The organism is Candidatus Omnitrophota bacterium (assembly GCA_028716165.1).
Lineage (GTDB): Bacteria > Omnitrophota > Gorgyraeia > JABMRG01 > JABMRG01 > JAQUQI01.
On record JAQUQI010000004.1, the window covers coordinates 36,411 to 55,077 of the forward strand.

The following is an 18,667-nucleotide window of genomic DNA, read 5'->3' on the forward strand; positions in this document are numbered from 1 at the left end:
CGCAAGGTTTTTTTACCCAAAATGCCTTAAGAGGCGTATTTTGTAAAAGCATAAAAATTGTTTCTTATTTTACCGGTTAATGTAACTGTTTGACATCTGCCGGATGTTTCTATATACTAATATTATTCTAAATAAGAAACTAATACAATGAATTTTAAATTTATATATGGGCCTGTTAATTCATGGAGATTGGGTAGTTCTTTAGGCATTGACCCTATTTCAACACAACGCAAAGTATGCACATTTGATTGCGTTTATTGTCAACTCGGGCCTTCGCCTGCCTTAAGCCGCAAAAGAAAGGTTTTTGTCTTATCGAAAGATATCTTGCGCGAACTCAAAAGATTGCCGGAGATAAAAGTTGATTATATTACTTTTTCGGGAACAGGCGAACCCACGATGGCCCGGAACCTTGACGAACTTATAGAGGCGGTGCGACGGTCAAGAAAAGAAAAGATAGCTGTTTTTACCAACTCTACCTTGCTTGGCAACAGTTCCGTCCGCCGCGCGCTTGCCGGGGCGGATTTGGTAGAGGCAAAATTAGACTCTGCCTCAAGCCGGGTATTCAATGCTGTTAATAAGCCGCATAAGGGGTTTAAACTGCGTGGTATAATTGACGGTATAAAGACATTTAGGAGGGGCTATAAAGGAATATTCGCCCTGCAGATAATGTTTACTCCGTATAATATACGTTACGCGAAAAAACTGGCCGCTATAGCCCGCTCTATTGGCCCTGACGAGGTGCATATTAATACGCCTTTAAGGCCTTCAGGGGCAAGGCCTGTATCAAAAGAGGCGATAAGCAAAGTAAAAAAATTATTCAAGGGGCTTCGGGTGGTGACGGTATATGACGGTAAAAAATCCCCCGGGCATAAACCTATCAGCGCCGCGGAAACTATTAGGAGAAGGGGCAAGGTTTGATTTACGATGTTATAATAATAGGCGCCGGTCCTGCCGGGCTGACAGCGGCTTTATATGTATTGAGGGCAAATCTAAGGGCTCTTATAATAGAAGACCCCTTGGTTGCCAGCCAGGCCGCGTACGCTTTTATAATTGAGAATTTTCCCGCATTCCCCGGCGGGATAAGCGGCATAGACCTGATAAAAAAATTAAAGGAACAGGTCGGTTATTTCGGCGTAGAAATACTTCCGGCAGATGTTTCGGGTATTAAAAATTCCGGTCAAAACAGCAAGCAATTATGGCAGGTTACCGCAAATAACAGGATGTATGATACAATATCTGTTATAGTGGCCTCGGGCGCGGTGCCAAAAAGACTGGATATCGCAGGTGAGCGCGAATTTATTGGCCGCGGCGTGTCCTATTGCGCCGTATGTGACGGCGCATTATTCAAAGATAAAAACGTGGTGATTGCCGGCGGAGGAGATTCAGCGGTTGAGGAGGCTCTTTTTCTGTCAAGATTTGCGAAAAAAGTAAGCATAGTGCATCGCAGGGACAAGTTAAGGGCGGCCAAAATTCTGCAAAAAAGGGTCTTCGCGAATGACAGGATTGAAATAGTTTGGAATTCAACTATTGAGCAGATAATGGGAGGTAAAACAATTTCCGGGTTGAGGCTTCGTGACGTATCAACCGGCGCGCTAAGGGATATGGATTGCCAGGGCCTGTTTGTGTCAATCGGTAAGGTGCCTAATACGGGATTTGTTAAGAATGCCCTGGATATTGATAAAAACGGTTATATTATAACAGGCCGCGGTTTAAATACGTCGGCTCATGGCGTATTTGCGTGCGGAGATTGCAGGGATACATTATTTAAGCAGATTGTTACGGCCTGCGGCGACGGCGCCGCGGCGGCCAGGTCGTGCGTTCATTATGTTGATACTATGAAGGGTTATTAAACTATGCTGTCCGCTAAAATATTGCTGATAAACGGCGGCAAAGAAGTTGTTATGCTGCCGGAATTTTTCATAAAACAAGGATATCGGGTATCATGTGTTAATACCGGCAGAGAAGGCGTAAAGAAGCTAAGGGTGGATATCTTTAATCTCATTATTGCCGACGTCGCATTCACGGGCATGAGCGTCTCGGATTTAGCGTCGCAAGCTAAAAGGGCTGCCGGCAGAAAAATTCCGCTGGTAGTTATCGGGGAACAAGATGATATTGAGGATATAGAAGAGTTTTTTCGGCAAGGCGCCGATGAATATATTGTAAAACCGTTAAGGCTGGACTATTTGAATGAAAGGGTTGAATATCTTGTCTCCGGACGGTTTTAAATAAGTTGATAATACCTGCGTCCGGCTGACGCGGGATTGACACATAAAATGATTTTGTGATATACTTACGGTCAAAAATAGCCGGAGGGATTTAAAAAAAGAAAGGTTGATAAGATGGAAGAGAAAAAAGAAGTAAAATCGCAAAAACCCGATGACACAAAACAAAAGGCGCCGGACGCTCCCGTGCCCGCTGAAACTACCGTTAAGGCACAGCCGGCCCCCGCGGCAGATGGGGCTAAACAGGAAGAGCCCTCTAAAAAAAATAAAAAGATAAACCAGATGTCTTTAAAGGAGATAGATGCCAAAATCAAGGATGCGCAGGAAAAAATGGGGTCTCTGAAATCACGGTATGCCAGGCAACTGCTTAAACAGAAAGAACTGTTGAAAAATTCCACTGAATAATATAACCCATAATATGGCAGAAAAAAGCAAAAAAAATCCTTTTTATTTTTACAATCATGTTGAACTCCGTGAGTCTACGGGCCTTAAGGCTAAAAACGCCAGAGAGCTTGTGAATATAATAAAAGATGTCCCGGGTTCTGTCATATATTATCACATGCATGTTTTTTTGCAGCAGCACCAGTTTCTTTCTCCCGAACCCCCTAACGCTTTTGCCTACTGGACTGCCAAAGTGCTCGGAGAAGACGCCCTTGGTGAGCTTCTGGGCAGTATAGATGTTTATCAATATAATACGGTCAGGGCGCTTAGAGAAAAAATAATAGAGGTTATTGAAGGCTATCTTTTTGACGCAAAGGATATACGCAATGCTCCGCCGGGCAAAGAGTTTGATTTTACGAAATCAAGGACATTTATTCTGCCGACGCCTTATACGGCGCATAACCTGTCCGATATGGTTGAAGCTCTTAAAAAAGTCGCCATAGGTTCAATTGATTTTCATGTTTTTAATGCCAGATTAAGGCTTGGACGCGGGACCAATGATTTTTCTAATTGGATAGATACGTCACTGGGCTATCCTAATCTTGCATCCAGGCTTGAATGTTTTGACCCCTATACCTATACGCTGGAAAACCTGCGTTTTAATATTATTGATACTATAGTAAACAGCCCTGAATGGGGGATAGACAATGCGAAAAGATAGGGCTGAATTATCCTCTTTGAACGACTATATACCAATAGTCGGAGAAGATACGGTTGAAGAGCTTAGATTTTTGGCCTCAAGGCTTAAAGGCAGGAAGATACAGCATATTAATTCTACCCGTACCGGCGGCGGCGTGGCCGAGATGCTGTCCCGGGTGGTACCGCTTATGAGGGAATTGGGCGTTGATATTGAATGGAATGTAATAGAGGCTGAACCTGATTTTTTTAATGTAACAAAGAAGTTTCATAATGCCCTTCACGGTATGCCGGAGACCATATCCGATAGAGATTTTGACATATACATAGAAAATGCCAAGGCGTATAACAGGTTAACCGAAATAAGCGGTGATATAGTATTTATCCACGACCCGCAGCCAATCGCCCTTATTCAAAACAAGAAAAAATTAAAGTCTGTCAAATGGATCTGGAGATGCCATATAGATGTTTCTTGCCCTGATGAAAGAGTGTGGGATTTTTTATCAGCTTTTATTGAAGGTTACGACGCCTCTGTATTTTCAAGCCCGAAATTTACCAGGCCTTTAAAGATCCCCCAGTTTTTGATATGCCCGGCCATAGACCCTTTGAGCGACAAGAGCAGGCCGCTGGAAGAAAGCACGATATCCAGCGTGCTTGCCAAATACGGCATAGACAGCCATAAACCTATTATTTCACAGATATCAAGGTATGATCACCTTAAAGACCCCATAGGAGTAATTGAGGCGTTTAAGCTTGTAAAAAGATATATTGACGCGCAATTAGTGCTGGCAGGCAACAGCGCTACGGACGATCCTGAAGGGACTGATATGCTTAAAGAGGTTAAGGAAAAGGCCAAAGGCGTACCCGATGTCTACGTGCTTCTCATTGAGCCTGAAAATAACGATATAGAAGTAAACGCGTTGCAAAGGGCCTCATCCGTTATAGTTCAGAAATCCATAAGAGAAGGGTTTGCCCTTACGGTGACGGAGGCTCTTTGGAAGGAAAAACCTGTGGTGGCGTCAGCTGTGGGCGGGATACCCCTGCAGATAAAAAACATGTATAGCGGCCTGCTTTGCCATTGCGTGGAAGGTGCCGCGTTAAGGATAAGGCAGGTATTGAACAACCCGTCTTTCGCGAAACGATTAGGCCACAATGGCAGGATGCACATAAAGCGTAATTTCTTGCTGACAAGGCTTATTAGAGAGCATATGCTGCTCGCGCTTTCGTTGGGACAAAAAGGCGATATAATATTACTATAATGCTTGAATCACTTATATCATTTTCAAACAGCACGATAAAGGACGTCTCGGTCATAAGTTATGTCGTTGTTTTTCTGGGCGGGGTTTTCACCAGCCTTACACCGTGCATTTATCCGGTTATCCCTGTCACCGTGGGTTTCATCGGGGCCAGTTCCGCCGGCGCGAAAGGCAGGGCGTTTTTTTTGTCACTCTTTTACGTGATTGGCATAGCGCTTGTTTATTCATGCCTGGGAGCCATGGCGGCATTAGGCGGCAGGATATTCGGAGAGATATCTTCTAATCCGTGGACTTATATTATAGTAGGAAATGTTTTTTTATTGCTTGGGCTTTCCATGATGGGAGTTTTTGCCATAGCATTGCCGGATTTACCGGCCGCCAGGCCTTCGCCAAGGCAGGGCAAAAGCTTGTTCGCGGCATTGGTTGTTGGCATGTCGGCAGGGTTTATTATGGGGCCGTGCACCGCTCCCGTATTGGGCGCCGTACTTACATATGTCGGCAGCAGGCAAAATGTTTTACTCGGCATAAGCCTTTTATTCACATACGCGCTTGGTATGGGCCTGCTGTTGCTTTTTATAGGCACGTTTACCGGGCTTGCCGCGTCTTTGCCAAAGTCTGGTAAGTGGCTTGATGTTGTGAAAAAAGTGTTTGGAGCTGTTCTTATAGCGTGCGCGGAATATTTTTTTATAAAAGCAGGGGGGCTATTCTGATGAAAACTTGGCCGGCAATAGGAACTGTTTTTTTAGTTTGTGCTTTATGCGGTATCCTGTGTCTTAGCGGATATGTGTCTACCGCGGAATTGGGCGCGCCGGAAACCAAGGCAACAAACGCTTCAGCTCTTGAGGATTTGTCCGGCAAGGACGTGTTATTATCCGATTATATGGGCCAGAATCTCTTGCTTGTATTTACCACTACCTGGTGCCCGCATTGCGTGACAGCTATACCTGATTTAAAAAATATAGATAATGATTTCAATGGCAAGGGCCTTAAGGTTGTTGCCGTTTATGTCAAAGAACCTGCTGCCAGGGTCGTGAAATTCAAGTCAAGATACGGATTGCCTTATGATGTATTATTAGATCTAAATGGAGACACAGCTTATTTATACAGGATTAGTGGTGTTCCTACGTTTATTGTTTTAGACGCGCGCGGAGATATTTTGTATGAAGGCCATGAAATACCATTTGATATAATAACGCGGATAACAAACCGCACATAAAATGAGGAGGGAAATAATATGGCAAATATCAGTATTGATGAATCTCTATGTACAGGCTGCGGTTTATGCGCAAGCATGTGCCCCGAAAAATTTGAGGTAGGAGATGATAATGTTGCTCACGTGAAAGGTGGTTCTTGCGATTGCGACATTAATGAGGCAGCATCCAGCTGTCCCATGGAAGCAATAAAAATTGAGGATTAAATAAACGGGGCCGCATAGTGTAACCTGGTATGCGGCCCTGTTTATTAATGACATGCCATGAATATTGCAAGAGTAAAAATTGTTAAGCCCGAAGGCGCCAATATAATATTCGGGCAGTCTCATTTTATTAAGACGGTTGAGGACCTTTACGAGGCCGTAATCTGTTCTGTTCCCGGGATAAGGTTTGGCCTGGCTTTTTGCGAAGCCTCCGGCCCCTGTCTTGTGCGTTCAGCAGGAAACGATAAAGAGCTGGAACTGCAAGCTTTGGATAATGCTATGGCGATAGGAGCTGGCCATAGTTTTATAATAATTTTTGAAGGGGCGTTTCCTATTAATATCATACGCGCTGTCAAATCCGTGCCCGAAGTTTGTTCTATTTATTGCGCAACCGCTAATCCTGTAGAAGTGATTATGGCTGAGACAGAACAAGGAAAGGCCGTTATAGGCATAGTTGACGGGAACAGCCCAAAAGGTAAAGAGTCGGAACGCGACAAACAGGACAGAAAACAGTTTTTGCGCGACATAGGTTACAAGCTGTGAAATATTTTTGTCTTATCGGCTATGAGAAGATCCGGCCGGCGTGTTTTAAGGATTTTTTTGCGATAAGGGTTGCAAGCGCTATCTTGATAAAACATCCTGGCATAAATGGGATGACGCCAAGGGCAACCGCTTGTTTTAGGCCCAATCTCAGGCCCAATACCAGCCATGCCGTTCCAAGCGCATAAATAATCACGGCTCCGCACGAAAAAGCTGCCAGCATTGACAGCGTGGAAGTATTTTTTCTTAGCGCGTATCCGATAAAACAACTTGAAAAGACAAAGCCCAGCAGATATCCGCCTGTAGGCCCCGCGATATGCGATAATCCGAATCCGCTTGCCGAAAATATGGGCAAGCCCATAGCTCCCGCGCACAGGTATGTTATTTGAGATGCCGGCCCGAGCCTTCTGCCCAGCAACGCCCCTGACAAAAAAACGAACATCTCCTGCAGGGTAATTGGCACCGGAGTAAAGCCTAAAGGTATATAAATATAGGCGCCCAACCACGTAAGCAGAGCAAAAGTGGTTACCCCTATCGCCGATACCGCAAATTTATTTCTGATTATCTCTTTTTCCGTTAAAAAATAAACCGCACTATGCATATGCTCTCCTTATGTTATAATGGATAATAAATCACACGATATTAACACCAAATTATTCGCTATGTCAATCTTTTTCTTGGCAGAGGAATTTTTTGCTTGCTTTTTTACGGACTAATGATATAATTTTTTTGCATAAAGACAAAAAAGGAGGTTGACGATCTATGGGTAAAATATTAAGCATAATAGGCGGTACCGCCGCGGTGGTAATTGGTTTTATATTGGCTTTTTTCGCCTGGTCCAGGGCCATTGTTTTGGGCCTGCAATTTATGATAGTTTTTATTCTTATCCTCGGCGGCCTTATTGCCGTTGCGGCAGGCGTATCAGAGATAAAAGACTCAATAGCATCAAAGAAGGAAGATAAAAACCAGAAAGACAAGAAGGATTAAAGCTCGATTATTGTTTATGGGGTTGTGCCGGGTTAAAAAATGTGGCGCAACCCCATTTTTATTTTGACAGCATACGATGCGTGTGCTAAAATTAAACATATCAGGAATGACCCGGCCATAAGCTGTTTTCCATTCGGGGAAACAAGGATTTGGCCTATTTGAGGGAGGTGTGGAAATGGATTGGACATTTGTTATAATGGAGTCGGTAAGGGAGATGCTGACCAGGGTAGGCGCATTTATTCCCAAGATGATAGGGCTTTTGGTCATTCTTATAGTCGGTTGGCTCGTAGCAAAGCTGATTGAAAATATTATCGTAAGAAGCCTTAAGCTATTAAGGCTTGACACCCTTGCCGAAAAGTCAGGCACAAGCAGTTTCCTGGCAAAAGGCGGCATAAAATACACCTTATCCGAATTAATAGGAGTCCTTATTTACTGGATAGTTATGCTTATTGTCATGATTACCGCTTTAAATGCCATGCAGTGGACGGTAGTGGCCCAGGTTTTGAATACTGTGGTTGTTTATATACCACATGTAATTGTTGCGGTGTTTATCCTTGTTTTTGGCATGTTCGTATCAACCTTATTAAGTACTGTTATCAGGACGGCCGTAAGTAATGCCGGAATGACGCAGGCAAAGATGCTCGGACAGTTGACGCAATCGGTGGTGATTATTTTTACCATTGTGATAGCGATGCAGCAGCTCCAGATACAGATGGCTGTGATATTGAACGTTATAAATATCGTGCTTGCCTCAATGGGGCTGGCCCTCGGGCTTGCCTTTGGGTTAGGCTGCAAAGACATGGCGGCCAAAACCATGGAAGAAATAATAAACAACATGAAAAAGAAATAACGGTTAGACGATGAGAGGGCAGCCGACAAGAGTGTATTGACGGCTGCCCTTATTTTATGCCTGTTAAGTATTTTAATCATTGGAACTGCGCATGGTTTATAAGGTATTTATATTTTTTATTGTAATAATGTTGGTTTCCGGATGCCAATACCCGTTTGAATTGAAACCAGATTCGGAAATAAGACAGGAGGTTTTGGAGTTTGATCCTGACTTTGAGCAGGCACTGCAAAAAAGGGCCAAACTGGATGAAGAGATAGCGCTGCTGCGTTCAAAACAACAACTTAATGCCAGCCAGATAGAAACCAAGATCCTTTCTCTCAAAGATGAACTGCGGTCTTCCAAAAGAGACATATCCAGCCAGATACTGTCGCTTAACGCGCAGCTTGATCCGCAGAGATCCGAAATCAAGCGCAGTATTATGGAGTTGTCAACGGAGTTGAGGCTTAAGCAATCATCTTTTTCTGCTGTGCGTAAAATGATATTAGATCTTAATAGATTGAACGGCAAGGATTCTGTTCAGGATCAGCCATCCGGCGATAGTTCAAGATTGCGTGAAAAAATATCTGCCCATCAGGAACAAGCGGACACCCTGATGCGCGACATATCTGTACTGCGCGAAAAAATACGGTTATTACGATTTAAACTCAAACTCCTTCACTAAATCAAGACAGGAAACCTTTTACCAATATTTTTTTAAGCTTTCCGTAACAGTTTTCCACCGACGATACTTACTAACGTTATTTTTCTTTTGATTTTCACAATGATAGTATGATATAATAATACCCTTAAAACACCCGTATTCAGGAGTATGGAATGTTAGCCATAAAGAGAGCGCTAATAAGCGTTTCCGATAAAACGAATCTTGAGTCTTTTGTAAAAAAACTCCACTCTTTGGGCGTAGAGGTCATATCTACCGGCGGCAGCGCGCGTTTTATATCCGCTTTAGGTATTAATGTAAAAACGGTGGATGAGGTAACCGGTTTTAACGAGATGCTTGACGGCAGGGTAAAAACACTACACCCCAAGATACATGCCGGCCTTCTCGCCCTGCGCGGCCACAGCGCGCATATGGATCAATTGAAAGCTTGCGGTATAGAACCGATTGATATGGTTGTTGTAAACCTCTACCCGTTTAAGAAGACCATATTGAAACCCGATATACGGCTTGAAGAGGCCATAGAAAATATAGATATCGGAGGCCCGTCAATGCTGCGCTCTGCGGCAAAAAATTATAAATCAGTAGCTGTTCTTACAAGCCCCGCGCAATATGACCGGATTGCAAGAGAACTTGATGAGCACAAAGGATGTGTTACGGATAATACGCTTGCCGGCCTGGCGGTTGAGGCATTTTCGGTAACAGCGGAGTATGACAGCTGTATCAAGGCATACCTTAAGAAAAAACTTACCCCAAACGTTTCAAAGCCCGCGGAATCCATTTTTCCTGATGAGCTTGTCTTGTCTCTTGATAAATACCAAGACCTTCGTTATGGAGAAAATGAGCATCAAAAAGCGGCATTTTATAAGAGGCCTTTTTCTAAAGAGCCGTCCGCGTCAAATGCCAGGCAATTACACGGGAAAGCTCTTTCGTATAATAATATTATGGATCTTGACGCCGCTTATGAGGTGGTGAAGGATTTTGATGAGCCGGCCGCGTGTATTATCAAGCATGCCACCGCCTGCGGTATAGCCACGGCGGATACCCTTACTGCCGCTTTTTCAGCCGCGCTTGAAACTGATACGCTTTCAGCCTTTGGCGGAATAATAGGGCTGAACAGGAAGGTAGATGTCAATACCGCGGAAGCTATTTTAGCGGCCGGTTTTGTTGAGTGCGTGATAGCTCCAGGCTATGAACAGAATGCCCTGGCGAGGCTTTCGTCAAAACAAAATATGCGCATACTTTCCCTGGATGCTATAAGCAAAACCAGGGATAAGGATGAACTCCATTTTAGAAATATTGCAGGCGGGCTTCTTGTCCAGCAGAAGGATATTCAGGATATTGATCAGAGCCAGCTTAAGATTGTCACGCAGAAAAAGCCTACGTCCGATGAGGTGCGCACTTTGATATTTGCCTGGAAAGCGGTTAAGTTTATCAGGTCAAACGCCATAGTTCTTGCCAAAGAAACAAAGACAGTGGGTATAGGTGCCGGCCAGATGAGCAGGGTTGACTCTGTTTTTATGGCTATACATAAATCCGGCCGGCGTTCAACGGGATCCGTCTTGGCTTCAGACGCTTTTTTCCCGAAGGAAGACGCGGTAGAGATGGCCGCGCAGGCAGGCGTAACGTCAATTATCCAGCCAGGCGGTTCAAAGTCTGATGAACTTATAATTGATGTCTGCAACAGGCGCAACATATCCATGGTTTTTACGGGGATACGTCATTTCAGGCATTGAAGATATATGGACCTTACTCAATCCCTTCGCTATCTGGATTCTCTGGCCAATTTTGAAAAATTTACCGAATATGATTACAGCAAGGCTTATGATCTCAAAAGAATATCCAGACTGCTTTCTCTTTTGGATAATCCGGAGAAGCGGTATCCTACAATAACCGTATCCGGGACAAAAGGCAAAGGCTCTACCGTATCTATGCTTGCCTCAATATTTAATTCGGCAGGCATCAAAGCCGGCGCGCTGATATCCCCGCATTTGGTTTGCGTAAATGAAAGGATAAAAGTCGGCGAAAGGCATATATCGGATTCGGAATTTTCGTCAGAGATATCCGCTATCAGAGACATTGCCGCCAGACATCACCTGCCGGATCTTACTTATTTTGAAGTTATTACAGCCGCGGCGTTTTCATATTTTTCGCGCAAAAAAGTTGAAATAGCCGTCTTGGAGGTTGGCCTGGGGGGCAGGCTTGATGCCGTAAATACGGCGCGCTCACCGATATCGGCAATAATGCCGGTAAGCTATGACCATACGCGTTTATTGGGCACGTCTCTTAAAGATATTGCCGGCGAAAAATGCGGTATTATACATGAAAATTCTTGTGTCGTGTGCGCCAGGCAACCGGCAGAGGTATTGCCTGTAGTCAAGAGGGTTGTTTTAAGGCGGCGCGCGCGCTTGATCCTGGCAGGCAGGGATATCGTCGTAAGCAATGCTAAAACATCGCTGTCAGGAACGGATTTTGACCTGAAGACAAAATCCGGTTTTTATAAAAAATTGCACAGCCCGCTTAGGGGTATTCATCAATCGGAAAACGCCGCTGTCGCCGTATCCCTGGCAGAAACAGCCGGGCAGAGGTTTAATCTGCCCATATCAAAAGATGTTGTAAGAAGAGGCCTTGCCGCGGCTGATTTTCCGGCAAGATTCCAACTGGGTTTGTTTCGTCACCGGAGGGTTGTTCTGGACGGCGCGCAAAATGTCGTATCAGCCAATGCTCTTAAAAAGGCCTTAAATGATATTTTTGATAAAAGGCATATATGCCTGATATTAGGCGTGTCATCTGACAAAGATTATCATAAAATAGTAAGGATCCTGTGCCCTGTTTCAAGAAGCGTGATTTTTACCCAGGCAGATACCCCCAGGGCATTGCCTGCCGATAATCTTGCCCGCGCGGCCGGGGCTTATTCCAAAAAAGGGTTTGTTTGCTATGACCTGAAAGACGCGCTTACCATGGCTGCTGCCATAACGCCGGAGAAAGGGGTCATCGTAATCACCGGATCTCTATTTCTTGCCGCAGGGGCCTTGAGGATTTTAGATGGCAGACATTGAAAAATATTTTTTGGAAGATACAATAGCCGCGGTATCAACCCCGCCCGGGCAAGGCGGTATAGGGATAATACGCTTGAGCGGGCCATTGTCTATCGGCATAGCCGACAGGATATTTAGGGGCAAAAAAGGTCTTAAGCTTGTTGACGCGCCGGGCTATACCATGCATTACGGCCGCGTATATGACGCAAACACGGTTGTGGATGAGGTTTTGATTTCAATAATGCGCAGGCCGTTTACATATACGCGCGAAGACATTATAGAGATTAATTGCCACGGAGGCCCGGCATGCCTTAGCCGGGTATTAGATCTGGTATTGAAAAATAGCGCCCGCCTCGCGCTTCCCGGTGAATTTACGAAAAGGGCTTTTTTAAACGGCAGGATAGACCTTATCCAGGCAGAGGCTGTTTGCGATATTATAGCCTCCAGCACAAGGCAGGGCCTGGATATCGCCCAGCGTCAGCTTGGAGGCGAGGCGTCATCAAAGATACGTTCAGCCGGACAGTTTATCCTGGACGCGGCGGCCTGCCTTGAGGCAGACGTGAATTTTCCCGAAGAAGAAATACCTGCCTCGTCTTTTGATTCTGCCGCATGTTTTCTAAAAAACGCGGAGGTTATTTTATCTGAACTTATAAACGCGTCCGGCAAGGGCGTCATATTTCGCGAAGGGGCCTGTTGCGTTATATGCGGTATTCCTAATGCGGGAAAATCAAGCCTTATGAATTGTTTATTGGGGCACGACAGAGTCATTGTCACGGACGCCGCAGGCACTACAAGAGACAGCATAGAAGAAACCCTTAATATCGCGGGCATACCGTTAAGGATAATTGACACGGCGGGAATAACGGAATCTGACGACAAGATTATGCGGGCGGGTATTGAGAGAAGCAAAAGATGTATTGACGGCGCGGACATTATTTTGCTTGTCATTGACAGAAGCCGCCCGCTTTCTTATGAAGATATATGCCTGATTGAGCGCGTAAAGAAAAAGAAGGTTATAGTTGTTTTGAGCAAATCGGACCTGCCCCCGGCGCTATCCCCTGAAGATTGCATAAGATATCTGGATAAAGAGGCTGTCCTTGAGGTGTCTGTAAAGGACAAAACGGGGCTTGACCGGCTTGAAGACGCCGTATATAAGGCCCTTTTAGGCTCGGAAATTTCGGTTGAAAATATATTCTTGTCTAATTCCAGGCATATAGAATGCGCGAAAAAGGCTTTAGATTTTATAGTTTCTGCCAAACGCGGTTTTGACGAAAAAAGGCCGGCAGATATTATTCTCATAGACATTAAAGATGCCGCCGGATCATTAACCTCTATTACGGGGGAGGTTTTTACCGATGGCACGCTGGAGCGGATTTTTGGCAGGTTTTGTGTGGGTAAATAAACGGGGAGCGGGGCATGGACAAAAAAAAGATTGAGAAGGCAGTGCGCGATATACTGTTTGCGATAGGAGATGATCCATCGCGGGAAGACCTTGTTGATACTCCGAAAAGGGTCGCGGATATGTATGAAGAAATTTTTAGCGGCATCAAAGCGAACGCGGAAAAAGAGCTTGAAGTTATTTTAGGCGAAAAACATAATGAGATAGTGCTGGTAAAAGGCATACCTCTTTATTCTGTTTGCGAGCATCACCTGCTTCCCTTTGTCGGTAAGGCCCATGTCGCGTATATACCAAAGGCGGGAAGAGTTACCGGTTTAAGCAAACTTGCCAGGGTTGTGGAGATATATTCCAAAAGGCTCCAGGTCCAGGAAAGGCTTACGACCCAGGTAGCTGATATTATCATGAGAAAACTAAAACCCTTAGGAGTGCTTGTTGTTATAGAAGCCGAGCATATGTGCATGTCTATGCGCGGCATTAAAAAGCCCGGGACTGTTACGGTTACCAGCGCGGTCAGAGGGGTTTTCAAGGAAAATGCCAAAACCAGACAAGAGGCGTTAACATTGATTAAATAGGATTTATGCGGCGTAATCTATATCTAAAAATTAATGTTAATAAAAGATTGAAAAAATTCAGGTTTTTCTTTACCTGATATAGCGCGTATGCTATAATTACACTATTATAAGGTATAAAAAAATATGGAAAACAGGCTATATGAGAGGATATCACTGCCTATAAAACTCACTTATGAGGTTAATGCAAGGCCGAAGATAGTAAATGAGACGGTAAGCAAGGATATCAGCGGTAATGGTATTTGTCTTTCTCTCAAGGAAAAGCTTTTACCCAAGACAATATTGGATATGTATATAACTTTATCCGATAATAATACGTTAAAGCTGTCCGGCATGGTTATATGGAACCGACGGATTGACATAACCGGCGACGCGTTACCGGCGACTTATTACGATACTGGCATAGAGCTTTTAAACGCAGACCCTATAAACATCAACAAAATCATAACGCATTTTTACGGCAAGTCTTTTTAACCTACCATGAGATTTATTGTTCAGATTGCGTGCAATAAAGTATTTATTGTAACTCTTATATGCTGGTTTACCGCCCAGCTTATCAAGATAGCAGTTTCCGTCATAAGAGAAAAGAGCTTTGATTTTAAGTGGCTTATAGGCACAGGGGGTATGCCAAGTTCGCATTGTGCCGCCACGTCGGCCCTTGCCGTAGCTTTGGGCATGTCTTACGGATTTGATTCAGGTGTTTTTGCCATTGGCCTTGGGTTCGCGATTGTTACCATGTTTGACGCGCAGGGCGCCAGGCGCGCTATCGGAAAACAGGCGGAGATTTTGAATAAAATGATGGAGGATATCTATTCAAACAGGTCAATAAATGAAGAAAGGCTCGCGGAATTGATAGGGCATACCCCGGTCCAGGTACTGGCAGGGGCATTGTTTGGGGCTTTCATGTCGTATTTCTTATATTTGATAATATAAAAGGCGGGATAAACAAGAAAATGAAAAAAAATATAATACGTATTTGCGCGGCCGCGGCCGCGGTTGTTATAGTACTGGTAGCGGCGAGATTACTGTTTGATTTTTCGCGAAATAAAAAAACGACGAACTTGAGCGGGGACGCGCCTGTTTCCTCCGGCAGGCAGTCCAAAACTCTGAAGCGGGTAAATGACCTTTTGTTGTCGGGTAAAAAATCCGAGGCTGTAAGCGAGCTTGAAAAGATAGCAGACTCTTTCAAGGGGAAACAGGAAGGCTATGAGGCCGTGTCAATGCTTGCCGATATATATAATAAAGACGGAAATTTTGTAAAGGCTAAATCCATGTACCATGAGATTATCAGCAGTTATTCCCAGTTCTGCGATTATGCCTTTGTCCAAAAAAATATTTCTTCTGTTAATATGTCAATCTTGTTTTCAGATATCGTTGCTGCCGGCAGTGAATTATATACCGTAGCTCCGGGCGATTCACTGGCAAAGATAGCCAAGAGATTCTCAACGACGGTAGAACTTATCCAAAAGGCCAACGGCCTGAAGTCCGACGTAATAATACCCGGGGTCAAGCTCAAGGTGCAAAACCGGCCTTTTTCTATTATTGTGGACAATACCCAGTGCGTGCTTACCGTACTCCTGGATGACGAAGTTATCAAGACATACGATGTAGCTACGGGTAAAAACAATTGTACTCCGATAGGAGTATTCCAGATTAAAGATAAACTTATTAACCCTGTGTGGTATAATAAGGGGACAGCTGTTCCCGCCGGCAGTCCCGAAAATGTTCTCGGAACAAGATGGATGGGCCTTGCCACGCCGCAATCAGGTTACGGTATACACGGTACCACGGAACCTGAAAGCATAGGGTATCAGTCTACAGAAGGCTGTGTAAGGATGCGTAACGAGGACGTTGAGGAACTGTATAGCATTATACCGGTAGGCACATCGGTAACCGTTATAGAATAAAGGTCGTGTTGATGAGCTTAATAGGACTTGGATTTGAAAAGCCAATTTTAGAACTTGAAAGAAAGATAGAAGAGCTTAAAAAATTTACGAGTTCTGAAAACATAAACCTTCATTCAGAAATAGAACGGCTTAACCAGAAACTTGAGAAGCTGAAGCGGGAGATATTTGAGAATCTTACCCCCTGGCAAAGGGTGCAGATAGCGCGCCATCCACAGCGGCCCTATACGCTTGATTATATCGGCATTATTATGAGTGATTTCGTGGAACTCCATGGCGACAGGGCATTTTCCGACGATAAAGCAATGATATGCGGTTTAGCCAGGGTTGACGGGTGCCGGATTTGCATCATTGGCCATCAAAAAGGCCGAGACACTAATGAGAACCTGAAAAGGAATTTTGGAAGCGCTAACCCGGAGGGATACAGGAAGGCTATAAGGGTCATGAAGATAGCGGAAAAATTGGATATCCCGATCATTACCTTTATTGACACTCCCGGAGCCTATCCCGGCATAGGGGCTGAAGAAAGGGGCCAGGCAGAGGCTATAGCACGTAACCTGCGGGAGATGACAGACATAAGAGTCCCTATTATAGTTTTTGTCATTGGCGAGGGAGGCAGTGGCGGCGCTTTAGGCATAGGCATAGGCGACAGGGTATATGTCCTGCAAAATTCATATTATTCGGTCATATCCCCGGAAGGATGCGCGGCTATACTATGGAAAGACAGGGCAAGGTCGGATGAAGCGGCAAAGGCGCTCAAGCTGACCGCGCAGGACCTGCTAAATTTTGGCATCATAGACGGTATCGTACCGGAGCCGCTTGGGGGAGCGCACCGCAACTCTTTGGCCGCCGCCGAAAACATTAAACGTGTCATATTAAGCAGTGTCAAAGATGTTTTATCTGTCAGTAAAGACGACATGCTTAAGGCCCGTTATGAAAAATTCAGGCGTATAGGCAGATTCACCGATCCAAATATTTCGCGTTGATCAACGCGCCCGCATGTTTATATGAATAAAACAATTACAATAGAAAGCGATTTAAGAAGGATAAAACAGGTTGTTGACCAGGTCAAGTTTATGCTTGAACAGGTCGGCGCCGGTGAATCGGATGTTTTTGATATAAGGCTTTGTTTGGAAGAGGCGCTTATCAACGCGATAAAATACGGTAATAAATTTGACAAAGGGAAAAAGGTGCAGGTTGATTTTAATCATAAAGATTCCAAGGTATCACTTACAATTGAAGATAATGGAGATGGTTTTGATATTGCTTCCGTGCCGGATCCCACACTTGATGAAAACATATTAAAAGGCTCCGGCCGCGGTGTTTTTCTTATCAAATATCTTATGGATGAACTAAAATTCAATAAGCGGGGCAACCGCATTACCATGGTTAAATATTTAAAACAAAAATAAGGGGGAACACTAATGCATATATCTCAAAAAGAAGCTAACGGCATAACTACTTATGAGATTAGCGGCGATATAGATATTAATTCATCTCCGGAGGTCAGAGATTTTTTTGAAAAGGGGTTGAAGAATAAGACGATGAAAGTGCTGGTAAACTTAAACGGCGTTTCTTATGTGGACAGTTCAGGCCTGGCCACGCTTGTAGAGATGCTTAAAAAAACCAGGTCTTATGGGGGCAGGCTGCGCATATCCAATCTTGCCCCGAAGGTCAAGAGCCTTTTTGAGATAACCAAACTTGAGAAACTTTTTGATATTTTTGATGCTGCTGAAGACGCGATATCCGGGTTTTAAAAACAGAAAGAAGCAAAAATGTTGAATATAATTGGAGCTATAGGCAGGATGGTGTTATCAGTGCTGTCCCAGGTTGGTGGGATATTTACACTGCTTGGTCAAATCCTTTTCTGGATGTTTGCGGGCCCGTTCATGCGCAAGGCCTCTTCACGGAAGAACATATTTGAACAGATGGTATTCAGCGGTGTAAACAGCTTGCTTATAGTATTTTTTGTGGCTTTTTTTACGGGAATAGTGCTTGCCATGCAAAGCGCGTACCAACTGGCCCAGCTTGGCGCCGAGATGTATGTCGCAAGCCTTGTGGCTGTGGCTATGGCCAGAGAAATGGGCCCTGTGCTTACGGCGCTTGTTGTAGCCGGCAGGGTTGGAGCGGCGATAACCGCCGAACTCGGCAGTATGAAGGTTACCGAACAGATTGAGGCATTGCAGACGCAGGCGCTTAATCCGGTAAGATTTCTTGTGGTTCCGCGTGTTTTAGCCCTTGTGATAATGCTGCCCTGCCTTACCGTATTCAGCGACCTGGTAGGCATGGTAGGAGGCTATCTTGTCGGAGTATTTAATGTGGGCATAAATTCCGGCATGTATATAAATGTCACGTTTAAGTTTTTAGAACTCAAAGATATATATACGGGTTTGATTAAGTCTGTTTTTTTCGCAGTCATTATATCGCTTATAGGTTGTTATATGGGCCTTAACACATCAGGCGGCGCCGAAGGGGTCGGACGCTCAACAACGGTAAGCGTTGTTACCAGTTTTATCCTGATTATTTTGGCCGATTGTATTCTCACTGGGATATTCTTTTTTAGTAACATATAGACTGGTTTCTGCCGCAATCAACACAGATACGCGAAACCCGCAGGCCCGGTTTACGTTTATGATCTAACGCGTAGATAACAATAAGAGGGCATGACCCCGCTTTCCGGTGAAATACTGCGATAGACAACGGCTTGGGAAATTATAGTTTTGTAATGGCTTTGGGAGCAACTGTCGGACATACGA

The 18,667-nt window shown here is 44.5% G+C and carries 25 protein-coding genes; 24 read left to right on the forward strand and 1 reads right to left on the reverse strand.

What is annotated here, in order from left to right; translation table 11 throughout:
• Window positions 1-147 precede the first annotated feature (147 nt).
• From PHV77_03335 to PHV77_03380, 10 genes are all read left to right on the forward strand, one after another.
• On the forward strand, window positions 148-918 hold the full coding sequence (locus PHV77_03335; GenBank protein MDD5504332.1) for a radical SAM protein: 771 nt from the start codon (window positions 148-150) through the stop codon (window positions 916-918).
• Window positions 915-1,850, forward strand: coding sequence for a thioredoxin-disulfide reductase (gene trxB, locus PHV77_03340; GenBank protein ID MDD5504333.1), 936 nt, complete (start codon window positions 915-917; stop codon window positions 1,848-1,850). Before PHV77_03335 ends, trxB begins: the two co-directional genes overlap by 4 nt.
• 3 nt (window positions 1,851-1,853) lie before the next feature.
• Window positions 1,854-2,225: a response regulator gene (locus tag PHV77_03345; GenBank protein ID MDD5504334.1), complete on the forward strand. Its 372-nt coding sequence runs from the start codon at window positions 1,854-1,856 to the stop codon at window positions 2,223-2,225.
• A gap of 114 nt (window positions 2,226-2,339) precedes the next feature.
• Window positions 2,340-2,627, forward strand: coding sequence for a hypothetical protein (locus PHV77_03350; protein MDD5504335.1), 288 nt, complete (start codon window positions 2,340-2,342; stop codon window positions 2,625-2,627).
• 13 nt (window positions 2,628-2,640) lie between these two features.
• Entirely contained in the window at window positions 2,641-3,324 is a 684-nt protein-coding gene (locus PHV77_03355; GenBank protein MDD5504336.1) for a DUF5752 family protein, read from the forward strand.
• Window positions 3,311-4,558: a glycosyltransferase gene (locus PHV77_03360; protein ID MDD5504337.1), complete on the forward strand. Its 1,248-nt coding sequence runs from the start codon at window positions 3,311-3,313 to the stop codon at window positions 4,556-4,558. Before PHV77_03355 ends, PHV77_03360 begins: the two co-directional genes overlap by 14 nt.
• Entirely contained in the window at window positions 4,558-5,265 is a 708-nt protein-coding gene (locus tag PHV77_03365) for a cytochrome c biogenesis protein CcdA (GenBank protein MDD5504338.1), read from the forward strand. Before PHV77_03360 ends, PHV77_03365 begins: the two co-directional genes overlap by 1 nt.
• On the forward strand, window positions 5,265-5,771 hold the full coding sequence (locus tag PHV77_03370) for a TlpA disulfide reductase family protein (GenBank protein ID MDD5504339.1): 507 nt from the start codon (window positions 5,265-5,267) through the stop codon (window positions 5,769-5,771). Before PHV77_03365 ends, PHV77_03370 begins: the two co-directional genes overlap by 1 nt.
• An 18-nt stretch (window positions 5,772-5,789) precedes the next feature.
• Entirely contained in the window at window positions 5,790-5,972 is a 183-nt protein-coding gene (locus tag PHV77_03375; protein ID MDD5504340.1) for a ferredoxin, read from the forward strand.
• 57 nt (window positions 5,973-6,029) lie between these two features.
• Window positions 6,030-6,512 (forward strand): adenosine-specific kinase, encoded by a 483-nt coding sequence (locus tag PHV77_03380; GenBank protein MDD5504341.1) that lies wholly within the window; start codon window positions 6,030-6,032, stop codon window positions 6,510-6,512.
• Window positions 6,513-6,531: 19 nt separating this feature from the next.
• Here the strand turns inward: PHV77_03380 and PHV77_03385 are convergent, their stop codons facing one another.
• On the reverse strand, window positions 6,532-7,110 hold the full coding sequence (locus tag PHV77_03385; GenBank protein MDD5504342.1) for a biotin transporter BioY: 579 nt from the start codon (window positions 7,108-7,110) through the stop codon (window positions 6,532-6,534).
• 161 nt (window positions 7,111-7,271) lie between these two features.
• On the opposite strand from PHV77_03385, the gene PHV77_03390 reads away from it, so the two are divergent.
• From PHV77_03390 to PHV77_03455, 14 genes are all read left to right on the forward strand, one after another.
• On the forward strand, window positions 7,272-7,496 hold the full coding sequence (locus tag PHV77_03390; protein ID MDD5504343.1) for a hypothetical protein: 225 nt from the start codon (window positions 7,272-7,274) through the stop codon (window positions 7,494-7,496).
• Window positions 7,497-7,671: 175 nt separating this feature from the next.
• Complete coding sequence (locus tag PHV77_03395; protein MDD5504344.1) at window positions 7,672-8,346, forward strand: hypothetical protein; 675 nt, start codon at window positions 7,672-7,674, stop codon at window positions 8,344-8,346.
• A 91-nt stretch (window positions 8,347-8,437) separates the two neighbouring features.
• Window positions 8,438-9,007, forward strand: coding sequence for a hypothetical protein (locus PHV77_03400; protein MDD5504345.1), 570 nt, complete (start codon window positions 8,438-8,440; stop codon window positions 9,005-9,007).
• A gap of 152 nt (window positions 9,008-9,159) precedes the next feature.
• Complete coding sequence (gene purH / locus PHV77_03405) at window positions 9,160-10,737, forward strand: bifunctional phosphoribosylaminoimidazolecarboxamide formyltransferase/IMP cyclohydrolase (GenBank protein MDD5504346.1); 1,578 nt, start codon at window positions 9,160-9,162, stop codon at window positions 10,735-10,737.
• A gap of 6 nt (window positions 10,738-10,743) precedes the next feature.
• Complete coding sequence (locus PHV77_03410; protein ID MDD5504347.1) at window positions 10,744-12,060, forward strand: bifunctional folylpolyglutamate synthase/dihydrofolate synthase; 1,317 nt, start codon at window positions 10,744-10,746, stop codon at window positions 12,058-12,060.
• Entirely contained in the window at window positions 12,047-13,441 is a 1,395-nt protein-coding gene (gene mnmE / locus PHV77_03415) for a tRNA uridine-5-carboxymethylaminomethyl(34) synthesis GTPase MnmE (GenBank protein ID MDD5504348.1), read from the forward strand. The genes PHV77_03410 and mnmE overlap by 14 nt, the downstream gene beginning before the upstream one ends.
• Before the next feature lie 14 nt (window positions 13,442-13,455).
• Window positions 13,456-14,010, forward strand: coding sequence for a GTP cyclohydrolase I FolE (gene folE, locus PHV77_03420; protein ID MDD5504349.1), 555 nt, complete (start codon window positions 13,456-13,458; stop codon window positions 14,008-14,010).
• Window positions 14,011-14,133: 123 nt separating this feature from the next.
• Window positions 14,134-14,481: a PilZ domain-containing protein gene (locus PHV77_03425; protein MDD5504350.1), complete on the forward strand. Its 348-nt coding sequence runs from the start codon at window positions 14,134-14,136 to the stop codon at window positions 14,479-14,481.
• A 6-nt stretch (window positions 14,482-14,487) separates the two neighbouring features.
• Window positions 14,488-14,940, forward strand: coding sequence for a divergent PAP2 family protein (locus PHV77_03430; GenBank protein MDD5504351.1), 453 nt, complete (start codon window positions 14,488-14,490; stop codon window positions 14,938-14,940).
• A 20-nt stretch (window positions 14,941-14,960) separates the two neighbouring features.
• Complete coding sequence (locus tag PHV77_03435; protein MDD5504352.1) at window positions 14,961-15,914, forward strand: L,D-transpeptidase family protein; 954 nt, start codon at window positions 14,961-14,963, stop codon at window positions 15,912-15,914.
• Window positions 15,915-15,925: 11 nt separating this feature from the next.
• Window positions 15,926-16,897, forward strand: coding sequence for an acetyl-CoA carboxylase carboxyltransferase subunit alpha (locus tag PHV77_03440; protein ID MDD5504353.1), 972 nt, complete (start codon window positions 15,926-15,928; stop codon window positions 16,895-16,897).
• 21 nt (window positions 16,898-16,918) lie between these two features.
• Window positions 16,919-17,323 (forward strand): ATP-binding protein, encoded by a 405-nt coding sequence (locus PHV77_03445; GenBank protein ID MDD5504354.1) that lies wholly within the window; start codon window positions 16,919-16,921, stop codon window positions 17,321-17,323.
• 12 nt (window positions 17,324-17,335) lie between these two features.
• Entirely contained in the window at window positions 17,336-17,668 is a 333-nt protein-coding gene (locus tag PHV77_03450) for an STAS domain-containing protein (GenBank protein MDD5504355.1), read from the forward strand.
• 18 nt (window positions 17,669-17,686) lie between these two features.
• Window positions 17,687-18,484, forward strand: coding sequence for an ABC transporter permease (locus PHV77_03455; protein ID MDD5504356.1), 798 nt, complete (start codon window positions 17,687-17,689; stop codon window positions 18,482-18,484).
• Window positions 18,485-18,667: the final 183 nt, after the last annotated feature.

Excerpts from the sequence above, each read along its gene's own strand:
- mnmE (MDD5504348.1), top strand. The coding sequence starts at position 12,047 with ATGGCAGACATTGAAAAATATTTTTTGGAAGATACAATAGCCGCGGTA.
- PHV77_03430 (MDD5504351.1), top strand. The coding sequence starts at position 14,488 with ATGAGATTTATTGTTCAGATTGCGTGCAATAAAGTATTTATTGTAACT.
- folE (MDD5504349.1), top strand. The coding sequence starts at position 13,456 with ATGGACAAAAAAAAGATTGAGAAGGCAGTGCGCGATATACTGTTTGCG.
- PHV77_03450 (MDD5504355.1), top strand. The coding sequence starts at position 17,336 with ATGCATATATCTCAAAAAGAAGCTAACGGCATAACTACTTATGAGATT.
- PHV77_03395 (MDD5504344.1), top strand. The coding sequence starts at position 7,672 with ATGGATTGGACATTTGTTATAATGGAGTCGGTAAGGGAGATGCTGACC.
- PHV77_03455 (MDD5504356.1), top strand. The coding sequence starts at position 17,687 with ATGTTGAATATAATTGGAGCTATAGGCAGGATGGTGTTATCAGTGCTG.
- PHV77_03370 (MDD5504339.1), top strand. The coding sequence starts at position 5,265 with ATGAAAACTTGGCCGGCAATAGGAACTGTTTTTTTAGTTTGTGCTTTA.
- PHV77_03380 (MDD5504341.1), top strand. The coding sequence starts at position 6,030 with ATGAATATTGCAAGAGTAAAAATTGTTAAGCCCGAAGGCGCCAATATA.
- purH (MDD5504346.1), top strand. The coding sequence starts at position 9,160 with ATGTTAGCCATAAAGAGAGCGCTAATAAGCGTTTCCGATAAAACGAAT.
- PHV77_03390 (MDD5504343.1), top strand. The coding sequence starts at position 7,272 with ATGGGTAAAATATTAAGCATAATAGGCGGTACCGCCGCGGTGGTAATT.
- PHV77_03435 (MDD5504352.1), top strand. The coding sequence starts at position 14,961 with ATGAAAAAAAATATAATACGTATTTGCGCGGCCGCGGCCGCGGTTGTT.
- PHV77_03350 (MDD5504335.1), top strand. The coding sequence starts at position 2,340 with ATGGAAGAGAAAAAAGAAGTAAAATCGCAAAAACCCGATGACACAAAA.
- PHV77_03345 (MDD5504334.1), top strand. The coding sequence starts at position 1,854 with ATGCTGTCCGCTAAAATATTGCTGATAAACGGCGGCAAAGAAGTTGTT.
- PHV77_03385 (MDD5504342.1), bottom strand. The coding sequence starts at position 7,110 with ATGCATAGTGCGGTTTATTTTTTAACGGAAAAAGAGATAATCAGAAAT.
- PHV77_03400 (MDD5504345.1), top strand. The coding sequence starts at position 8,438 with ATGGTTTATAAGGTATTTATATTTTTTATTGTAATAATGTTGGTTTCC.
- PHV77_03375 (MDD5504340.1), top strand. The coding sequence starts at position 5,790 with ATGGCAAATATCAGTATTGATGAATCTCTATGTACAGGCTGCGGTTTA.
- PHV77_03440 (MDD5504353.1), top strand. The coding sequence starts at position 15,926 with ATGAGCTTAATAGGACTTGGATTTGAAAAGCCAATTTTAGAACTTGAA.
- PHV77_03445 (MDD5504354.1), top strand. The coding sequence starts at position 16,919 with ATGAATAAAACAATTACAATAGAAAGCGATTTAAGAAGGATAAAACAG.
- PHV77_03425 (MDD5504350.1), top strand. The coding sequence starts at position 14,134 with ATGGAAAACAGGCTATATGAGAGGATATCACTGCCTATAAAACTCACT.
- PHV77_03365 (MDD5504338.1), top strand. The coding sequence starts at position 4,558 with ATGCTTGAATCACTTATATCATTTTCAAACAGCACGATAAAGGACGTC.
- PHV77_03410 (MDD5504347.1), top strand. The coding sequence starts at position 10,744 with ATGGACCTTACTCAATCCCTTCGCTATCTGGATTCTCTGGCCAATTTT.
- PHV77_03335 (MDD5504332.1), top strand. The coding sequence starts at position 148 with ATGAATTTTAAATTTATATATGGGCCTGTTAATTCATGGAGATTGGGT.
- PHV77_03360 (MDD5504337.1), top strand. The coding sequence starts at position 3,311 with ATGCGAAAAGATAGGGCTGAATTATCCTCTTTGAACGACTATATACCA.
- PHV77_03355 (MDD5504336.1), top strand. The coding sequence starts at position 2,641 with ATGGCAGAAAAAAGCAAAAAAAATCCTTTTTATTTTTACAATCATGTT.